Raw genomic sequence first — 15956 nt, 5'->3', positions numbered from 1 at the left:
TTCAATCACCGTAGGAAGGCATTCGTATCCGGTGGTGCGGCTGGGCTTCAAACCCAGTTGAGGGCGTCAGACGCTCTCGGGTCGGTTCGACTCCGGCTGCCTTCCGCCACAAGGCTTTGCGGGATTTCGGCATCTGTTTTTTTGCCCGATCTTTTTTCCGCAAATTCCGCGCTTTTCCGCAAATCGTCGCCAATCACAGGCCCTCACCGTTGTCATTCTCCAGTTCAAACGGTAGTTGGAGAGTTTCATCGTAGGCTGGAGCGATGCGATCCAGTTTGTCCTTGAAGTCGCGCCATTTATTGCTGAGTTGCATGACGGTCACTACCTTTGTGATCAATTCTCTAAGACGAGGATCTCCCACATCCGGGGTAAGCAATCGGTGGAGCTGATGCTTCGGTCGACCTTCCGCGTTTTTTTTGACCTTTGCTTTGAGTTCTTTCCATACGCCTGGAGCGAGCCTCCGATAGACAATGTCATTAGTAAGATGGCCAAAATATGGTGGTCGCTTGACGGAATCGGGCTCAAATGGCAAGCCGCGAAGACGGAACATTTCTTCATAGAACTCTGCGGGAAATTTCCTGACGTATGGCTGAAGTTCCTTGGCAACAAACGCTTCGAGGATTTTCGCCAGCGCATCCCTAGCACGATCTTTCTGATATCCCGTCGCCTCGTCAACGAGAGCAATGATGCCGACGCGTGCGAAGCCTCGCACTAAGATTTCGCACTGTTCCGCGATGTGCATTTGTTGCGGTTGAAGAACTCCAGCACTGCGCGCAGAAAGTACAGACTCGCAGATATCAGCCAGAATCGTTGCCGGATAGCCATTTACCGGAACACCACCATGCGGGGCGACAAACCGAATTGGATTTCGGATCGCCGCCGTTAACTGTTTGTTTGTATAGGGGGAAACAGCTTTCCCACTGAAAAAACTGGGCAGTCGGTCGGCGCCGCTTCCCATGCCCAGGCCCGCAATCAGGCCGCGTTGAGACAGTACGCGCGTCCCGTCTTCGAGCACGTAACACGGAATCTCGACATCACCAATACGCAGTGGGTGATCCGCCGAGCCGTGGGTCGCCTTCGGCAATTCCTTCTTTGCTTCGCGTGCAGCTACGGCCTTCTTCGCCCGCTCTTTGCGCTGCTCCGGCGTTAGCTTTGCCGCCGCCGCTTTGCCGCCTTTTGCTCTTCCGCTTATCTCAGCCACGACCAACTCCCTCGATTAAGGAGTTCGCATCTTATCTTGCTTCGAACTTGAATGCAAGATACATCTATCATTAAAGTGGAAAGTTAGATATTTTATGCATTCTGACCATCGAGGGGCGTTTTGACCAAGAATCAGCGGGTCGGTTTGATCTTGTCGCCCCGGCGGTTGCGCACATAGTGCTCGGTCATGGCCACTGACGTGTGGCCGAGCTGCTTTTGGGCCTGTCGGATATCGCCGGAGCTGTCAGTCTTGTCTGTGCCGGCCTTCGCACGCAAATCCCTAAACTGGAAATCCTTATCGGCTACGCCGGCAGCACGGCGTGCTTCGCGAAAGCGTCGCTGCAGCGTGTCCAGTAGCATCCGCTGACCCTTCTCATTGACGACCAGCGCGGTACTCACCACCTTACATTCCGCCTTGCGCCGGCGGATGCGATCAATCACGGCTTTCAATTCGCCGGACATCTCCATGCGGAGTTTCTTCCCAGTCTTCCCCTGATCGATGTTCAGAAAGTTGTCGCGAATATCGCGCTCATCGTATAGGAGCGTGTCCTGCGGTCGCTGCCCGGTGAGATAGGCCAGATCCATTGCATCGCGAGTGGGGACGTCGGCCTTTTCGTACACCCTTGTGAATATCTCATCCTCGACATAGACGTCACGCCCCGTCTCGACATTCTTTCTAACGCCAAGACAGGGGTTTGCAGCCTTCGTCAGCCCGATCTCGCGCGCGAAATTGAACGCGTGGCTGAGCACCTCAATATCGCGGTTCGCGCGAACGTGACCGGCATTCGCCGGCACAACCCGGTTCTTCGATTTGTACCATTCGACTGTTTTCTTGTGACGCCAATACATGTACTGCTTGATATGTACGGGCTCGATTTCATCGAGCGGCGCGTCGTCGCCAAAAAACTCTTTCAGCAGCCCAATCTGCACGAGATTGGCGCCCTGACTGCTGGCGGCTTTTCCGGGGATGATGTCGCGGATATACGCGTCAAAGGCGGCTTTGAGCGTGGGAACGAATCCCTTCGGTATCTGTTCCTGCTCGATTTCTGACCAGCGCTTCACCGCCAGCACGAAATCGGTGCCCAGCGACTCTTCGCGCCGTGGCTTGCCGCCCAGGTCGTAGTAGTAGTACGTGACCTTCCCGCGGTGGCGGGCTCGCATTCGTGGCGGTAGGTTTTTGTTTCGGGTGGGCTTTCGTCCCATGTCTTTAACCAGCCATCATCATCTTGGGCTAGGTCGTTCGTAGGATGGTCTTGTTTGTCTCTCCGATCTAATCTGATGTTCAGCCGGGGCATTTGCGCGATGCATGTCGTCAAACGCAAACGCACCCTTCTGTCATCAACGGAGCGCTCATGTCGGAACCCTATAAAGTTGCTGTACTGATTGGCAGTCTTCGCCAGAAGTCCCTCAATCGCATGCTGGCCAACTCACTCGCGCAGATTGCACCTCCAAGGTTGTCGCTGCACATCGTGGAGATAGGCGCGCTGTCTTTATACAACCAAGACCTCGAGGACGACACGCCGTCAGCCTGGAAAACTGTCAGAAACGACGTGTCAGCAATGGATGCGGTTCTGTTCGTTACCCCGGAATACAACCGCTCCATTCCAGCCGTGCTCAAGAATGCTGTCGATGTTCTCTCCCGGCCTCACGGAGCAAGCGCATTGTTAGGGAAACCTGCGGCCGTTGTCACCTCGTCGCAGGGAGCAATGGGCGGGTGCGGTGCGAACCATCACCTTCGGCAGTCGTTGGTTTGTATTGGCGTGAACGTCATGTCCACGCCTGAAGCATACGTAGGCGGCATGGCTAGTCTGTTTGACGAGCAAGGTGTCTTGACCAATTCCGGAACCAGTCGGTTTCTGGAGGAATTCATGGCCGCATTCTCGCAATGGATCGAGCGGTTTGCGAAGGGCTAGTCTTTACAGGAAGCCCGTGCGGATATGGTGACGGCGAACGCGTCGGGCTCTCGCACCGGCATGGGCGCCAATGCTGCATCGGCTGCAGGGAATGCCACGGTTGGCTCAACTGTCGCAGGCGTACGCAACACCGTCTCGGTCAGCACAGGCGACGGATGCGCAACTGGCCGGCGAGCGCAGCCGTTTTCGAGCAGTGATGGATCGTTCGCCCTACGAGCGCTGCATGGGTTAGACGCGTTGCACGCCGAAGTCCTTGAGCGCATTGCTTGGCATGTCGACGGCCTGCTCGGTAACGGCGTTATATAGCGACGCGCACTCGTCGGACTTCCAGTGACGCTCCGAAATGACTGAAACGTCATCCAGCAGCCATATCGTGTTAACGATCGAATTCCGATAATGACAACGAGATCATTCCAGTCCACTCGAGACTGACTGGGCGAGCAAACCGCAATCGATGCAGTACGCGAAGAGCAATTGATGTTGGCTCGAGTCTCCATGCTGGGCGGCTCGCGGCATGATTGTCGCCGGATATGCTCTCGGATCGCCGACGTGATAGTCTCGGCCTCAGGTATTCAATCTTCACGCCGCCCCGGACCAACATGCACACACGGTGGACCACCGACGACATTGCGCCGCAGACCGGCAAACGAGTGCTCATCACGGGAGCGAATAGCGGTATCGGCTATCAGGCCGCGCTGACGCTGATGCGCAAAGGGGCACGGGTCATCCTGGCATGCCGCGATAATCGACGCGCAGAAAAAGCTCTCGCCCGCCTGAAAGCCGAAGTTCCCGGAGCAAGCGCGGAACTGGCGATCCTCGAGCTCGCTTGCCTCGCGTCCGTCCGCTCGTTCGCGCAGAAAGAACTCGCGGAGCAACGCCGCATTGATATTCTGGTGAACAATGCCGGCGTCATGGCGCCGCCGAAACGTCTTGAGACCAGCGACGGCTTCGAGCTGCAGTTCGGCACCAATATGCTCGGCCATTACGCACTCACGGCGCTGCTCATGCCCGCTCTCGAACTTGCCGCGGCTGAATCGCCTGACCGGCCACGCGTCGTGACGATTGCTTCCATCGCGCACAAGCAGGGGAGAATTGATTTCGACGATCTGCAGTCGGAGAAGCATTATTCGCCGATGCAGTCGTATCGCCAGTCGAAGCTGGCGAATTTGATGTTCGCCTTCGAGCTCGACCGTCGACTGCGCGCGGCGAATTCCCGAGTCATGTCTGTAGCCGCCCACCCCGGGGTCGCGAACACCAATCTGTTTCGTTCCGGCGATCGTTCCCCGCTCTCACGTGCTGCTCGCAGCCTCGCTGGCCACGTTATCAGCGCCGCGCTGAACAGCGAATCCGCCGGCGCGCTGCCGACGCTCTACGCGGCGACGTCGCCCCACGTCGATGACGGCGGCTATTACGGGCCGCAAGGTTTCCTCGAGGCACGCGGGCGCAGGATCGGCGAAGCGAGTGTCGCGACGCAGGCCATGGATGAATTGACCGCCCAGCGTTTGTGGCAGGTATGCGAATCGCTCACGCAGATTCGCTTTCATCTGCAGTCCGAGCGGACCGCGTGAGTTGGACGCACGATGCCGCCGGATTTTTTTTGAATCGCGCTAATTGAACGACAGGTTGCAGCACCATGCGAATACTCATTATCGAGGACGAGCCGAAAATGGCGTCCTATCTCCGCAAGGGCCTCATGGAAGCGAGCTTCCAGGCGGATACCGCCCTTGATGGCAAGGAGGGCCTCTTCCTTGCGCTTAGTGAAGACTACGATCTGATTCTGCTTGACGTGATGCTGCCCGAACTCGACGGGCTCGAAGTCCTCAAGCGTATACGGGAGAAAAAACATACGCCGGTACTGCTGTTGACGGCTCGCGACACGGTCCAGGACAAAGTCGTCGGGCTCGAGTCCGGTGCGGACGACTACCTGTCCAAACCGTTCGCCTACGCCGAATTGCTGGCGCGGGTCCGTGCGCTGCTGCGAAGGCCGGCGCAGTCGTCGGTCACTGTTTTGTGTGTCTCCGACATGGAGATCGATCTGGTCAGGCGGCGCGTGCGGCGCGGCAACGTGCGCATCGAATTGACGGCTCAGGAGTTTGCACTGTTGAAGTTGCTCGCCGAGCGCCAGGGCGAAGTGCTGACCCGGGCTTTCGTGACTTCCCACGTGTGGGATATCAACTTCGACAGCGACACCAATATCGTGGACGTGGCGGTCAAGCGTCTGCGCACGAAGATCGACAGCCCGTTCGAAAACAAGCTGTTGCATACGGTTCGCGGCATGGGCTACGTGCTGGAGGACAGGGCATGATTGGGGCCGGCGCGCCGTATTCACTGCTGAAGCGGCTCGCGCTCGCGTTTTCGATTCTTGCCATCCTGGTGCTTTCGCTCGCCGGCGGCCTTCTCTACCATACGCTCTCACTGGAACTGCGACGCCGCGACGACAGCGAAATTGCCGAGAAGCTTCAGGAGTTCATGGAGCAGGCTCGCACATTGGGCAGCGCGGTATCGGTCGCGCAAAACGGTGCGGTATTTCAGGAGGCGCTGCTTTCACATCCCGCGGTGTCTTTCGCGATATCCGGCGGGGGTGGTGAACTGTTGGTGTACACCGGGGGACGCGGGCAGCATCTGGCATCCGGGCTGGGCAAAGACGCCGAGTCTGGTCCGTTCACCTGCAATCCGCCGGTCGTCGGGCCTGCCCGCTGCGTTGTGGGGCGAGAAAAGCTGTCGTCCGGCGAGACGATCCAGATCGTTCTCGCGCACGCGGCTCATGTACGGCGCTCGGTGCTGCGCGCTTTTCAGGAGGACCTATTGCTCGTGCTCGTCGGCGGTTCGCTGCTGATGGGCTCACTCGGTTATGCGATCGCGAAACGGGGTCTCGCGCCTGTGAAAACGATCGGTGCTCGCATTTCCAGCATCGAGGCACACAATCTGGACAATCGCTTGCCGATGGGCGGCGGCCCCGTCGAGCTTCACGACATAGCTGTCCCGGTCAATCGCATGCTCGACCGGCTCGAGCGCGCCTTCACGCGCCTCTCGCAGTTCTCGTCGGATTTGGCGCACGACATGCGCACGCCGCTCGCGAATATCATCAGCTCCTCGCAAATCACGCTGTCCAGGCCGCGCACGATTGATGAGTACGAGACGCTCATCGATTCGAATATCGAGGAGTGCGAGCGACTGCAGCGCATGATCGAGACCATGCTGTTTCTCGCGAGGGCGGATCATGCCAGACAGCAACTCAAGCTAGGGTCGCTCGACTGTCAAAGCGAATTCGCCAAACTCACCGCATTTTTCGATGCCGTCGCGGAGAATAAGAGCGTTCGGTTCTTCATCGATGGGCCCGTGCAAGTGCGAGCCGATCCGACGCTGTTCAGGCGCGCCGTCAGCAATCTGCTATCCAATGCGCTGGAGCATGCCGGGACCGCGTCCGAAGTCGTGCTACGAGCGTTCCGCTCGGGAGAGTATGTGGCCGTGCAGGTCATGAATAACGGCGAGAGCATTCCGCCCGAACATATCGATAAAATCTTCGAACGCTTTTATCGCGTCAATGCTGCCCGCGAGGGATCGGCGAAGAATACCGGGCTCGGTCTTGCGATCGTCAAAGCGATCATGGAATCGCACCGAGGCAAGGTCGAAGTGCTGAGCCGCGCAGGCAGCACGGTGTTTACGCTGTATTTTCCGGCTCTCGTCTAAAGCGCGGCGCGCCGCGCCGCAGCCCGTTCTCCTCCTCTACCTCGCGCACGTCGCCAGCCTTAATGTCAAAAATGACATTCAGCCGCAATGTGTGTATCAGCCGCAGATTTCGATAATCGACACCAGGCGATCGAGGACATTAAGTCCTCGCTCTTCGAGTGTGTCAGGTCAATTCGATTCTGCGAGGGACTCATTGAAAACCAACTACCAGAGACGCCTGTATGCGTCCGTCGCCGGGGCCGGCTTGATCGTTCTGTGCGGCGCCTTCGCGATTCATTCGCGGACCACGTGGGCAACGGCCGAACCCGTAGCGGCTGAATCTGCCACGTCAGCGGTAGCGAGCAGTACGCCTACCGTTTCCAGCGCCGTCGACCTGGCGCCCGAGGCGCTCTCGAACCTGCATCTGCAGATCGCCGACGCGGCGCTTCGCCCAGGCGTGCGGACCATCACCGCGCCGGGCGTGATCGCCTTCAACGGCAAACAGCTGGCACAACTGAGTTCCCCATCCAGAGGTCGGATCGAGGCCATCGACGTCGCGGTTGGCGACCACGTGCGTGCGGGGCAGCGACTTGCCGTGCTCGACGAGTTCGACCTCTCCGATGTGCGCAGCCAGCTCGCCAGCGCGCAAGCCGCGCTCGCCGATGCGACGGCCGCAGCCGACGCGGCACACGCCGCGCTCGCGCGCGGCACTGAGTTGGTCGACGCCGGCGGCATTGCGCAAAGCGAACTCGAGCGCCGTCGCGCGATGGCGGCCAATGCCGATGCCACGCTGCGCTCCCGGCAAGCGGATCTGCAGAAATGGCGCGGCATGACACAACGATTGATGCCGATCGATGCCGCCGCGAAGGCAAAAGGCGACATGCGCACCCTTGCCGCATTGAGTCCGCGCGACTCGCTCGGCGCCGTGGTCGCGCCATTCGACGGTGTCGTCACGGCGGTGAGTACGGCCGCCGGCAACATCGTCGATACGTCGCAGTCGCTCGTCACGGTGACGGATCTGTCGACCGTGTGGCTGCAAGTCAGCGTGCCGGAACACGACGCCGCTGCCGTGCACGCGGGTCAGACAGTCGCGGTGAACGTCGATGCCTATCCGAACCAGCCGTTCAGCGGACGCGTCATCGACGTCGCGGATCAGGCCGATCCGAATACGGGCACCGTCACGGTGCGTTGCGAAGTGCCGAACCCCGGCGGCCTGCTGCGCGCCAACCTGTTCGCCACGGCAAACATCGCGGCGCCGCTCGGCCACGATTCCGTGCTGGTGCCCGATTCCGCGTTACAGGACGTGAACGGGCAGACGGTCGTATTCGTGCCTGCGGGTCAGGGTCACTTCCTCCCGCGTACGGTCCGTACCGGCGTGGCCGAGAGCGGCATGACCGAGATCGTGAGCGGGGTCACGGCCGGAACGCCGGTGGTCGCCGACGGCAGCTACTGGCTGAAGGCCGCGCTGATGCAAACCACCATTCCCGACGAAGGCTGAACCGCGAGCGCAGGTCATGATTACGAAGATTGTCGATGCGGCGCTGAAGAATCGCGCCATGGTACTGATCCTGGTCGCCGTACTGATCGCCTTTGGGCTCGTCAGCATGCAGCGACTGCCATTCGATGCGCAGCCCGATATCTCGCCGGTCCAGGTGCTCGTGACGACGCAAGCGCCGGGGCTCGCTCCGGTCGATATCGAACGCTCGATTACCGCGCCCGTCGAACTCGCCCTGCAAGGGTTGCCCGGCATGCAGGCGCTGCGCTCCATTTCCCGTTATGGGCTGTCGGTCATCTACGTGCGCTTTGCCGACGGCTCGAACATCTATCAGGATCGCAATCTGATCGGCGAGCGCCTGCAGACGGTGCAGCTTCCGCCCGGAACAAATTCGCCTCAGATGGGACCGCTGTCGGATGGCCTGAGCGAGATCTATCAATTTCAGGTGCGTGGCCACGGGCAATCGCTGATGACGCTGCGAACGTTGCTCGACTGGCAGATCGCGCCGAAATTCCGCGAAGTGCCGGGCGTGGTCGACGTCAACGTGAACGGCGGCGAATTGAAGACCTACGAAGTGCAGGTGGCGGACGACGCGCTCACGCGCTACGGCCTTTCGACCGCCGACATCTTCAATGCCGTGCAGATGAACAACGGCGCAACCGGCGGCGCGACCATCGAGCACAACGGCGGGGAGGCCATCATTCGCGGCGAAGGGCTGCTTCGCAACGCGACTGACATCGGCAACATCGTGTTGCGCACCGAGCCGGATGGCACGCCGCTTTACGTTCGCAATGTCGCGCGCGTCGTCGAGGCGCCGATGCCCCGGCTTGGCGCGGTCACGCGCGACGGCCAAGGCGAAGCCGTTGTCGGCGTCGTTCTGATGGGACTCGGGCAGAACACGCGTATCGTCGCGCAGCGGGTTCAGGACGCCGTCAAGGAAATCAACAGGACGCTGCCGCCCGGCGTCGAAATCGCACCGTACTACAACCGCGCCGACCTGATGAACCGCGTGCTGCATACGGTTGCTCACAACATGGTCGAAGGCGCCGTGCTCGTGATTGCCGTGCTGCTGCTGTTGCTCGGCAATGCGCGCGCCGGCCTGATCGTCGCGCTGGCGATTCCTTTGTCGATGCTGGCCGCGGCGATCGCCATGTACAGCGCGGGCATGTCCGGCAATCTCATGAGCCTGGGCGCCATCGATTTCGGCCTGCTCGTCGACGGTGCGGTGGTCATGATCGAGAACATCGTACGGCGGCGCGCGGAAGCACCGGCGCGGCCCATGCGGGCGGTCGTGCTCGAGGCATCCCGGGAAGTGGCGCGGCCCGTCACGTTTGCGGTCCTGATCATTACCGCCGTCTATCTGCCGATTCTCAGCCTCCAGGGCGTCGAGGGAAAGATGTTCCGCCCGATGGCGTTGACGGTCGTGTTCGCGCTCCTCGCGTCGCTCGTGATCACGTTGACCGTGATGCCCGTTCTCGCGAGCTTTCTGCTGCGCGGCAAGGTGGCCGAACACGAGAGCCGCATCATCCATTGGATACGGCGGCGCTATGAGCCGGTGCTCACGCGCGCGGCGCATCGTCCCGTGCTGACTATCGGGCTTGCCGTGCTGCTGCTCGCGCTCGCGGGCGTTCTCGGCTCGCGCCTCGGTGCGGAATTCCTGCCGCGTCTGGAAGAAGGGGCGCTCACGGTCACGACCACGAAGCTGCCCGGCATTTCCGTGCCGTCGGCGGTCGAGTCACAGACGATGGTCGAGCGAACGCTAATGCGCTTTCCCGAAGTCCAGTCGGCAGTCACGCTCGGGGGCAGTTCCGAGATTCCCACCGATCCGATGGGTGTCGAGCAAAGCGACACTTTCATCATGCTCAAGCCGAAATCGGAGTGGAAGACCGCGCAGACTCAGGAGGGACTGGTCGAAGCGTATTCGGATGCGCTCAATCGCGCGGTTCCCGGCCTCACGCTCGATTGGGCCCAGCCGATCCAGATGCGCATGGACGACATGCTGGCGGGCGTGCAGGCGGATGTAGCCGTGATGATTCACGGCAACGACCTCGACGCGTTGCACGATACCGCGCAGCGTATTGCGAGCGTGATCGCTCGCGTGCCGGGAGCCGCCGACGTGCAGGCGCAACAGACGGTCGGCCAGCCGTACTTGCGCATCATCGTGAACCGGGATGCGGTGGCGCGCTATGGCCTCAATGCGAGCCAGGTGCTCGACGTGGTGCAGGCGCTTGGAGGCCGCACGGTTGGCTCGATTTCGAATAACGATGGCCGCTTCGACATACGCGTTCGTCTGACGCCGCAAGACCGCACTGATGTGGCGCGAATCGGCGCGCTACGCGTGAGCAACGGCACGGGCAAGGCCGTGCCGCTCGCCGAAGTCGCCGACATCCGGATGGAGCCCGGTCCTTCGACGATCGAGCGCGAAGAGGGGCAGCGCGTGATCATGGTGCAGGCCAACGTGCGCGGCCGCGATCTCGCCGGGTTCGTGCTCGCTGCGCAACATGCCGTGGCCACGCAGGTCAAGCTTCCGCCCGGGTACAGCCTGTCCTGGAACGGCAGCTTCAAGAATCTGCAGGAGGCGATGTCGCGGCTCTACGTGGTCGTGCCCGTCGCCCTGGCGGTGATCTTCGTCCTGCTTTATCTGATGTTCGACAGCGTGAGCCTGGCGGCACTCATCTTCTTCAACGTGCCGTTTGCGGCAATCGGCGGGATCCTGGCGCTCTGGACTCGCGGCCTGCCGTTCAGCATTTCGGCCGCCGTCGGCTTCATCGCGCTGTTCGGCATTGCGGTGTTGAACGGGGTCGTGCTGGTCAGCTACATCGTCGAGAAGCGGGCGAGCGGCCTTGGCGCTATCGAGGCTGCGCGGCAGGCTGCCTTGACACGGCTGCGTCCCGTGCTGATGACGGCGACTGTCGCGAGTCTGGGCTTCCTGCCTATGGCTTTTTCCACGAGTTCCGGCGCGGAAGTTCAACGGCCGCTCGCCACGGTGGTGATCGGTGGACTGATATCGGCCACGCTGCTGACCTTGCTGGTGCTGCCGTCCCTGTACCCGTGGTTCGACCGCCGCAAGCGCACGGTGCCGCAAGAGCAGACCGTACCGGAATACGCAGAATGACACAGGGTGCTACTCACATGATCACCTTCAAACGTTCGTCCAGCCTGTTGATACCGTTGCTGCTCGCGGGTTGCGCGGTCGGTCCCAACTTCACGCAGCCTGCCGCACCGGCTGGAGCCGGCTATACGCAAGCGCCGTTGCCTTCGAGGACCGCGGCGGCGGCCGGCGCGGATGGGCCGGCGCAGGACTTCGTCGCCGGCGGCGATATACCCGGGCAATGGTGGACGCTGTTCCAGTCTCCGCAGTTGAACCAGCTGATCGATCGCGCGTTCAGGCGCAGCCCGACGATCGACGCCGCACACGCTGCGCTCACTAGCGCGCGCGAAAACATGCTGGCGCAGGAGGGGGCGTTCTTCCCCAGCATCGGTCTCGATGCGTCGGGCAGCAGGAACGGGACGCCGACTGCGAGCCTCGCACCGGTCGCGGCGAACAACCAGCGCATCTATTCGCTCTACACAGGCGAGCTGACCGTTTCATATTCGCTCGACGCATTCGGCCTGAATCGCCGGACCGTCGAATCGGCGGCCGCGCAAGCCGAGAACCAACGCTTCGAACTCGAAGCGGCCTATCTGACGTTGAGCAGCAACGTGGCGCTCGCGGCGATCGACGAAGCGGCCTTGCGAGGTCAGCTTGCCGCGCAAGAAGAGATGATCAAGGCCGACACCGAACTCGCGGACATCGTCCGCCGTGAATACACGCTCGGCGAGGCCGCACAGGCCGATCTGTTGCAACAGCAGGCTGTGCTCGCCCAGGCGCAAGCGGCGTTGCCGCCGCTCGAAAAGCAACGGGCGCTACAGCGCGATGCGCTGACTGCTCTGGTGGGAGGCTTTCCGAATGAAGACCTGGCGGTGCACTTCGATCTGGCGGACCTGCACCTGCCTGACAATCTTCCGGTGAGTCTGCCGTCCAGGCTGGTCGAGCAACGCCCGGATATTCGCGCCGCTGCCGCCACGCTGCACGCGGCCTCCGCACAGGTCGGCGTCGCCATCGCCAACCGGCTGCCGCAGATCTCACTGACCGCCGCACTGGGCACCTCACCGAATGCTCTCGCCAACGCGTTCACGCCATACAACCAGTTCTTCGACGTGGTCGGCAAGGTCGCGCAGCCGATCTTTCAGGGCGGGGCGCTGCTGCACCGCCAGCGCGCCGCACAGGCGGTCTACGAGCAGGCCGGGGCGCAGTATCGCCTGACGGTCATCAACGCGTTCCAGAACGTTGCCGATGTCTTGCAGAGTGTGCAAGCCGATGCGAAGACGCTGGAAGCGTCCGTGGCCGCCGAACAGGCTGCATCGCGCAGCCTCGAGATCGCTCGCCGGAAGCTGCAGACGGGGGAGATCGCTTACCTGTCCGTGCTGACGGCACAGCAAAGCTATGAAACGGCGCACGTCGCCGCGATCCAGGCGAGAGCTGCGAGGCTCGCGGACACGGCGGCGCTCTTTCAGGCCGTCGGCGGCGGTTGGTGGAACAGGTCGGACGCGCTGGTCTCGAGCGCGGCGCTGAAAGAAGCTCATTGAGTCGGAACACACGACACATTCCTCATGATACGAACTCTCATTGGCCTGATCTTCGTCGCTCTGCTGAACGGCTGCGCCTATTCGTCGGCACAGGCTCACCGTGCGCCGCTTGCGCAGACGGCGACAACCCGGACCGTCGACTATGCGGGCCTGCCCTGTGGCAATCAGCAAGTGCACGTCAAATCGCCGGCGTGCTACTTCCCGCGCGAAGCGCAAATACCTGCCGCCACGCTGCAGGCGGGGACGGCGTCATCGCATTGAGTACGACGCATTGCGCCCGGCAGTCGAAGCGTCCAGCTTGCCGGGCGCGCTGCCGACTCGACTGGGCGTGCGACAGCATCGACCCGCTCGCGGCGCTGATGTCCTGCTTCGCGCCCGTGCAAGCATTTGGGCGCGCTGGAACAAGTCCACGGAATTTCGTTCACCTACCCTTGGTTTCGTGCGATGCAACGAGGCGTACATAGGGTGGGCCTTTGACATCTGCCGTTCAGGAGTATGGGGATGAACACAAATATTGTCGGTCATGGACGTGGCATGCCGCGCGCGGGCGGTTTTGGCCGCCGCTGGCGCGAGCTGCTTCTCGGCGCTGCCAGTCTGCTGGCGCTGATGATGTCGGGTCACGCTCAAGCCGCCGCGCCGGTGCCCGCCGAGTGCGCCGCGTTGCAGGCGAAATACCCGCAATTCAAGGGCAAGACGCTGATCAACGCGATCAACCCGCACACGCCGGGTTACGAAGCGCTGGACCCGAACGATCCGACGAAATACATCGGTTTCGACATCGATCTCGGCGAGGCGATCGGCAATTGCCTCGGCTTCAAGATGGCGTACAAGCCTGTCGCGTTCTCGGCGCTGCTGGCGACGCTGCAAAGCGGACAGGCCGACATCGTGATCTCCGATATCTATGCGACCGAGGAGCGCGCGAAGGCGGCAGACTTCATCACCTATTCGAAAGTGTTCGACGGCGTGCTGGTTGCGAAGGGCAATCCGAAGAAAATCAGCGGCATCAACCAGACGATGTGCGGCACGACCGCTGCGGAGAACACCGGCTACGTCGAAGTGCCGCTGATCCAGAAGCTCGCACCGGCTTGCAAGGCGGCGAACAAGCCGGAAGCTGCCGTGCAGCTGTACGACAACAACGCGAACGCAATCCAGGCGATTCTCTCAGGCCGCGCCGATACCTACATCAACGACGTCAATACGGTGGACCAGGCGGTCAAGGCGTATCCGGGCCAGCTCGAAAAGGCCAATGCGGTGACACTGCCGTATTCGATTGGTATCGGCGTACCTAAAACGAATCCGGCAATGCGCGCGGCGGTAATGGCGGCGCTCGTCGCGATCCAGAAGTCCGGCACCCAGACCGAGCTGCTGAAGAAGTGGTCGCTTGGTGCTGAAAATCTCGAAACTCCCAAGCTGATTGCCTCGAACTGATGAATTTGTTCCTGCACTATGTCGGCCTGCCGTATCTGTTAAGCGGCATCGGCTTCACCATCGCAGTCACGCTCCTCGGGCTGGCTGGCGGTCTGATCGTGGGACTGGTGCTCGCGAGCATGCAACTGAGCAAGGTGGGGCCGCTTGCCGTCATCGCGCGCGGCTACACGGTGATTTTTCGCGGAACGCCGCTGATCCTGCAACTCGTGTTCGCGTACGACGCGCTGCCGCACATCGGTTTGAAGTTGAGCGCGATGGGCGCCGCGGGTCTCGCGCTTGCGGCGAACGAGGGGCCGTTCATCGCGGAAATCCTGCGCTCCGGCGTGCTCGGCGTCGACCGTGGGCAAGTTCTTGCGGCGCAGGCGCTCGGCATGACGCCGACCGTGTTGCTGCGCCGTGTGATCGCGCCGCAGGCGATCCGCACCATGGTGCCGGCGCTCGGCAACGAATCGGTCAGCGCGTTGAAGAACTCGTCGCTGGCCTCCGTGATCGCGGTCGACGAACTGACCTTGCGCAGCACGCAACTCGCGTCGTCGACGTTTGATTTCTTCTCGATCTTCTTTGCGTCCGGGCTGATGTATCTCGTGCTGACCGGCTTGATTGCCGCGATCCAGCTATTCGCCGAAACCGCGCTCGATCTCGATCGCAGTCCGTCCGGACGCTTTGCGCGACTGCTGCCGTGGCGCCGGGCCGCGCTCGCCGTGGAGCCCTCCGCCGCAAGCGCGACGCTATCCGTCGGTGCGCCGCTGGACGCCGCGCCCGTGCCGGTTGCGCGCAAGGCCCATGCGGAGCGCGCAAGCCGCTACGAACTACTGCAGACGCAGAAAGCGGCGGTGCAGGTGAAAGGGCTAAGCAAGCGTTACGGCAAGCAGACGGTGCTCGACGGCTTCGACCTCACGGTCCGCTTCGGCGAGGTCATTGCGCTGCTCGGGCCGAGCGGATCGGGCAAAAGCACGCTACTGCGCTGTATCAATCACCTGGAGCAGTGGGATGCCGGCGAAATCCGTATCGGCGGCAAACGCATCGGTTTTCGGGTCGACGGTCAGCCAATGACACAGGGCGACCTCGCCAACGAGCGAGCGAGTGCCGGCGTCGGCATGGTGTTCCAGCATTTCAATCTATTTAGCCATCTGACGGCATGCGAGAACATCGCCGGGCCGCTGCGCTGGGTGCACGGGATGCCACCGGCCGACGCCGAGCGCCGCGCGCGCGAACTGCTCGAACGCGTCGGCCTCAGTCATCGCGCGGATGCGTTGCCGCGACATCTGTCGGGCGGACAGCAGCAGCGCGTCGCGATTGCCCGCGCGCTGGCGCCGAATCCTCGCGTGCTGCTGCTCGACGAACCGACCTCCGCGCTCGACCCCGAACTCGTCGGCGAGGTACTCGACGTGATTCAGCGGCTCGTGGACGAAGGCGGCCTGACCATGATCATCTCCACGCACCAGTTGCGCTTTGCCGATCAGGTCGCCGATCGTGTCGTGTTCATGAGCGGCGGCGCGGTGGTCGAACAGGGACCCACGCATGAAGTGCTCACCCAGCCGCGCCATCCGTTGACAGCTCGATTTCTGAGCGTGATGGGCGCGGACGACCGGCTCGAAGTCGCGTCTTGACGGCGCACGCCA

12 protein-coding genes and 1 tRNA gene are annotated in these 15956 nt (G+C 61.9%); 11 read left to right on the top strand and 2 right to left on the bottom strand.

From position 1 onward, the window contains the following. The first annotated feature begins 13 nt into the window (after positions 1 to 13). Positions 14 to 109 (top strand) — tRNA-Sec (locus HDG39_RS16570). An 84-nt stretch (positions 110 to 193) separates the two neighbouring features. Here the strand turns inward: HDG39_RS16570 and HDG39_RS16565 are convergent. Next, complete coding sequence (locus tag HDG39_RS16565; protein ID WP_311666231.1) at positions 194 to 1201, bottom strand: P63C domain-containing protein; 1008 nt, start codon at positions 1199 to 1201, stop codon at positions 194 to 196. Positions 1202 to 1332: 131 nt separating this feature from the next. Further along, entirely contained in the window at positions 1333 to 2403 is a 1071-nt protein-coding gene (locus HDG39_RS16560) for a tyrosine-type recombinase/integrase (protein WP_184006978.1), read from the bottom strand. A 149-nt stretch (positions 2404 to 2552) separates the two neighbouring features. Here HDG39_RS16560 and HDG39_RS16555 point away from each other — a divergent pair, with 149 nt between their 5' ends. The 10 genes from HDG39_RS16555 to HDG39_RS16510 all read left to right on the top strand — a co-directional run bounded on the left by HDG39_RS16555 (position 2553) and on the right by HDG39_RS16510 (position 15944). Continuing rightward, positions 2553 to 3113 carry an NADPH-dependent FMN reductase gene (locus HDG39_RS16555; protein WP_184006977.1) on the top strand — a complete coding sequence of 187 codons (561 nt, stop codon included), beginning with the start codon at positions 2553 to 2555 and terminating at the stop codon, positions 3111 to 3113. Positions 3114 to 3712: 599 nt separating this feature from the next. Next, positions 3713 to 4681 carry an oxidoreductase gene (locus HDG39_RS16550; protein ID WP_184006976.1) on the top strand — a complete coding sequence of 323 codons (969 nt, stop codon included), beginning with the start codon at positions 3713 to 3715 and terminating at the stop codon, positions 4679 to 4681. A 65-nt stretch (positions 4682 to 4746) separates the two neighbouring features. Then, positions 4747 to 5418, top strand: a complete 672-nt coding sequence (locus HDG39_RS16545) for a heavy metal response regulator transcription factor (RefSeq protein ID WP_184006975.1) — start codon at positions 4747 to 4749, stop codon at positions 5416 to 5418. Then, positions 5415 to 6803 (top strand): heavy metal sensor histidine kinase, encoded by a 1389-nt coding sequence (locus HDG39_RS16540; protein WP_184007021.1) that lies wholly within the window; start codon positions 5415 to 5417, stop codon positions 6801 to 6803. Before HDG39_RS16545 ends, HDG39_RS16540 begins: the two co-directional genes overlap by 4 nt. Before the next feature lie 193 nt (positions 6804 to 6996). Continuing rightward, positions 6997 to 8280: an efflux RND transporter periplasmic adaptor subunit gene (locus HDG39_RS16535; RefSeq protein WP_184006974.1), complete on the top strand. Its 1284-nt coding sequence runs from the start codon at positions 6997 to 6999 to the stop codon at positions 8278 to 8280. A gap of 16 nt (positions 8281 to 8296) precedes the next feature. Further along, complete coding sequence (locus tag HDG39_RS16530) at positions 8297 to 11392, top strand: efflux RND transporter permease subunit (RefSeq protein WP_184006973.1); 3096 nt, start codon at positions 8297 to 8299, stop codon at positions 11390 to 11392. A gap of 17 nt (positions 11393 to 11409) precedes the next feature. Further along, the gene (locus HDG39_RS16525) at positions 11410 to 12906 is read left to right on the top strand and encodes an efflux transporter outer membrane subunit (protein ID WP_184006972.1); all 1497 of its coding nucleotides are present in this window, start codon (positions 11410 to 11412) and stop codon (positions 12904 to 12906) included. 24 nt (positions 12907 to 12930) lie between these two features. Further along, positions 12931 to 13167, top strand: a complete 237-nt coding sequence (locus tag HDG39_RS16520; RefSeq protein WP_184006971.1) for a hypothetical protein — start codon at positions 12931 to 12933, stop codon at positions 13165 to 13167. 240 nt (positions 13168 to 13407) lie between these two features. Further along, positions 13408 to 14334, top strand: coding sequence for an ABC transporter substrate-binding protein (locus HDG39_RS16515; protein WP_184006970.1), 927 nt, complete (start codon positions 13408 to 13410; stop codon positions 14332 to 14334). Further along, positions 14334 to 15944, top strand: coding sequence for an amino acid ABC transporter permease/ATP-binding protein (locus HDG39_RS16510; RefSeq protein WP_184006969.1), 1611 nt, complete (start codon positions 14334 to 14336; stop codon positions 15942 to 15944). Before HDG39_RS16515 ends, HDG39_RS16510 begins: the two co-directional genes overlap by 1 nt. Positions 15945 to 15956: the final 12 nt, after the last annotated feature.

Origin of the sequence: Paraburkholderia lebeckiae (assembly GCF_014201005.1) — a bacterium.
GTDB lineage: Bacteria > Pseudomonadota > Gammaproteobacteria > Burkholderiales > Burkholderiaceae > Paraburkholderia > Paraburkholderia tuberum.
The sequence above is the reverse complement of the archived record's forward strand: the minus strand, read 5'-3'. Positions and strand labels throughout refer to the sequence as shown.

What these genes read in the sequence shown, in the direction of transcription:
- HDG39_RS16550 (WP_184006976.1), top strand. Translation starts at nt 3,713, where the DNA reads ATGCACACACGGTGGACCACCGACGACATTGCGCCGCAGACCGGCAAA.
- HDG39_RS16525 (WP_184006972.1), top strand. Translation starts at nt 11,410, where the DNA reads ATGATCACCTTCAAACGTTCGTCCAGCCTGTTGATACCGTTGCTGCTC.
- HDG39_RS16540 (WP_184007021.1), top strand. Translation starts at nt 5,415, where the DNA reads ATGATTGGGGCCGGCGCGCCGTATTCACTGCTGAAGCGGCTCGCGCTC.
- HDG39_RS16515 (WP_184006970.1), top strand. Translation starts at nt 13,408, where the DNA reads ATGAACACAAATATTGTCGGTCATGGACGTGGCATGCCGCGCGCGGGC.
- HDG39_RS16545 (WP_184006975.1), top strand. Translation starts at nt 4,747, where the DNA reads ATGCGAATACTCATTATCGAGGACGAGCCGAAAATGGCGTCCTATCTC.
- HDG39_RS16520 (WP_184006971.1), top strand. Translation starts at nt 12,931, where the DNA reads ATGATACGAACTCTCATTGGCCTGATCTTCGTCGCTCTGCTGAACGGC.
- HDG39_RS16530 (WP_184006973.1), top strand. Translation starts at nt 8,297, where the DNA reads ATGATTACGAAGATTGTCGATGCGGCGCTGAAGAATCGCGCCATGGTA.
- HDG39_RS16560 (WP_184006978.1), bottom strand. Translation starts at nt 2,403, where the DNA reads ATGGGACGAAAGCCCACCCGAAACAAAAACCTACCGCCACGAATGCGA.
- HDG39_RS16510 (WP_184006969.1), top strand. Translation starts at nt 14,334, where the DNA reads ATGAATTTGTTCCTGCACTATGTCGGCCTGCCGTATCTGTTAAGCGGC.
- HDG39_RS16555 (WP_184006977.1), top strand. Translation starts at nt 2,553, where the DNA reads ATGTCGGAACCCTATAAAGTTGCTGTACTGATTGGCAGTCTTCGCCAG.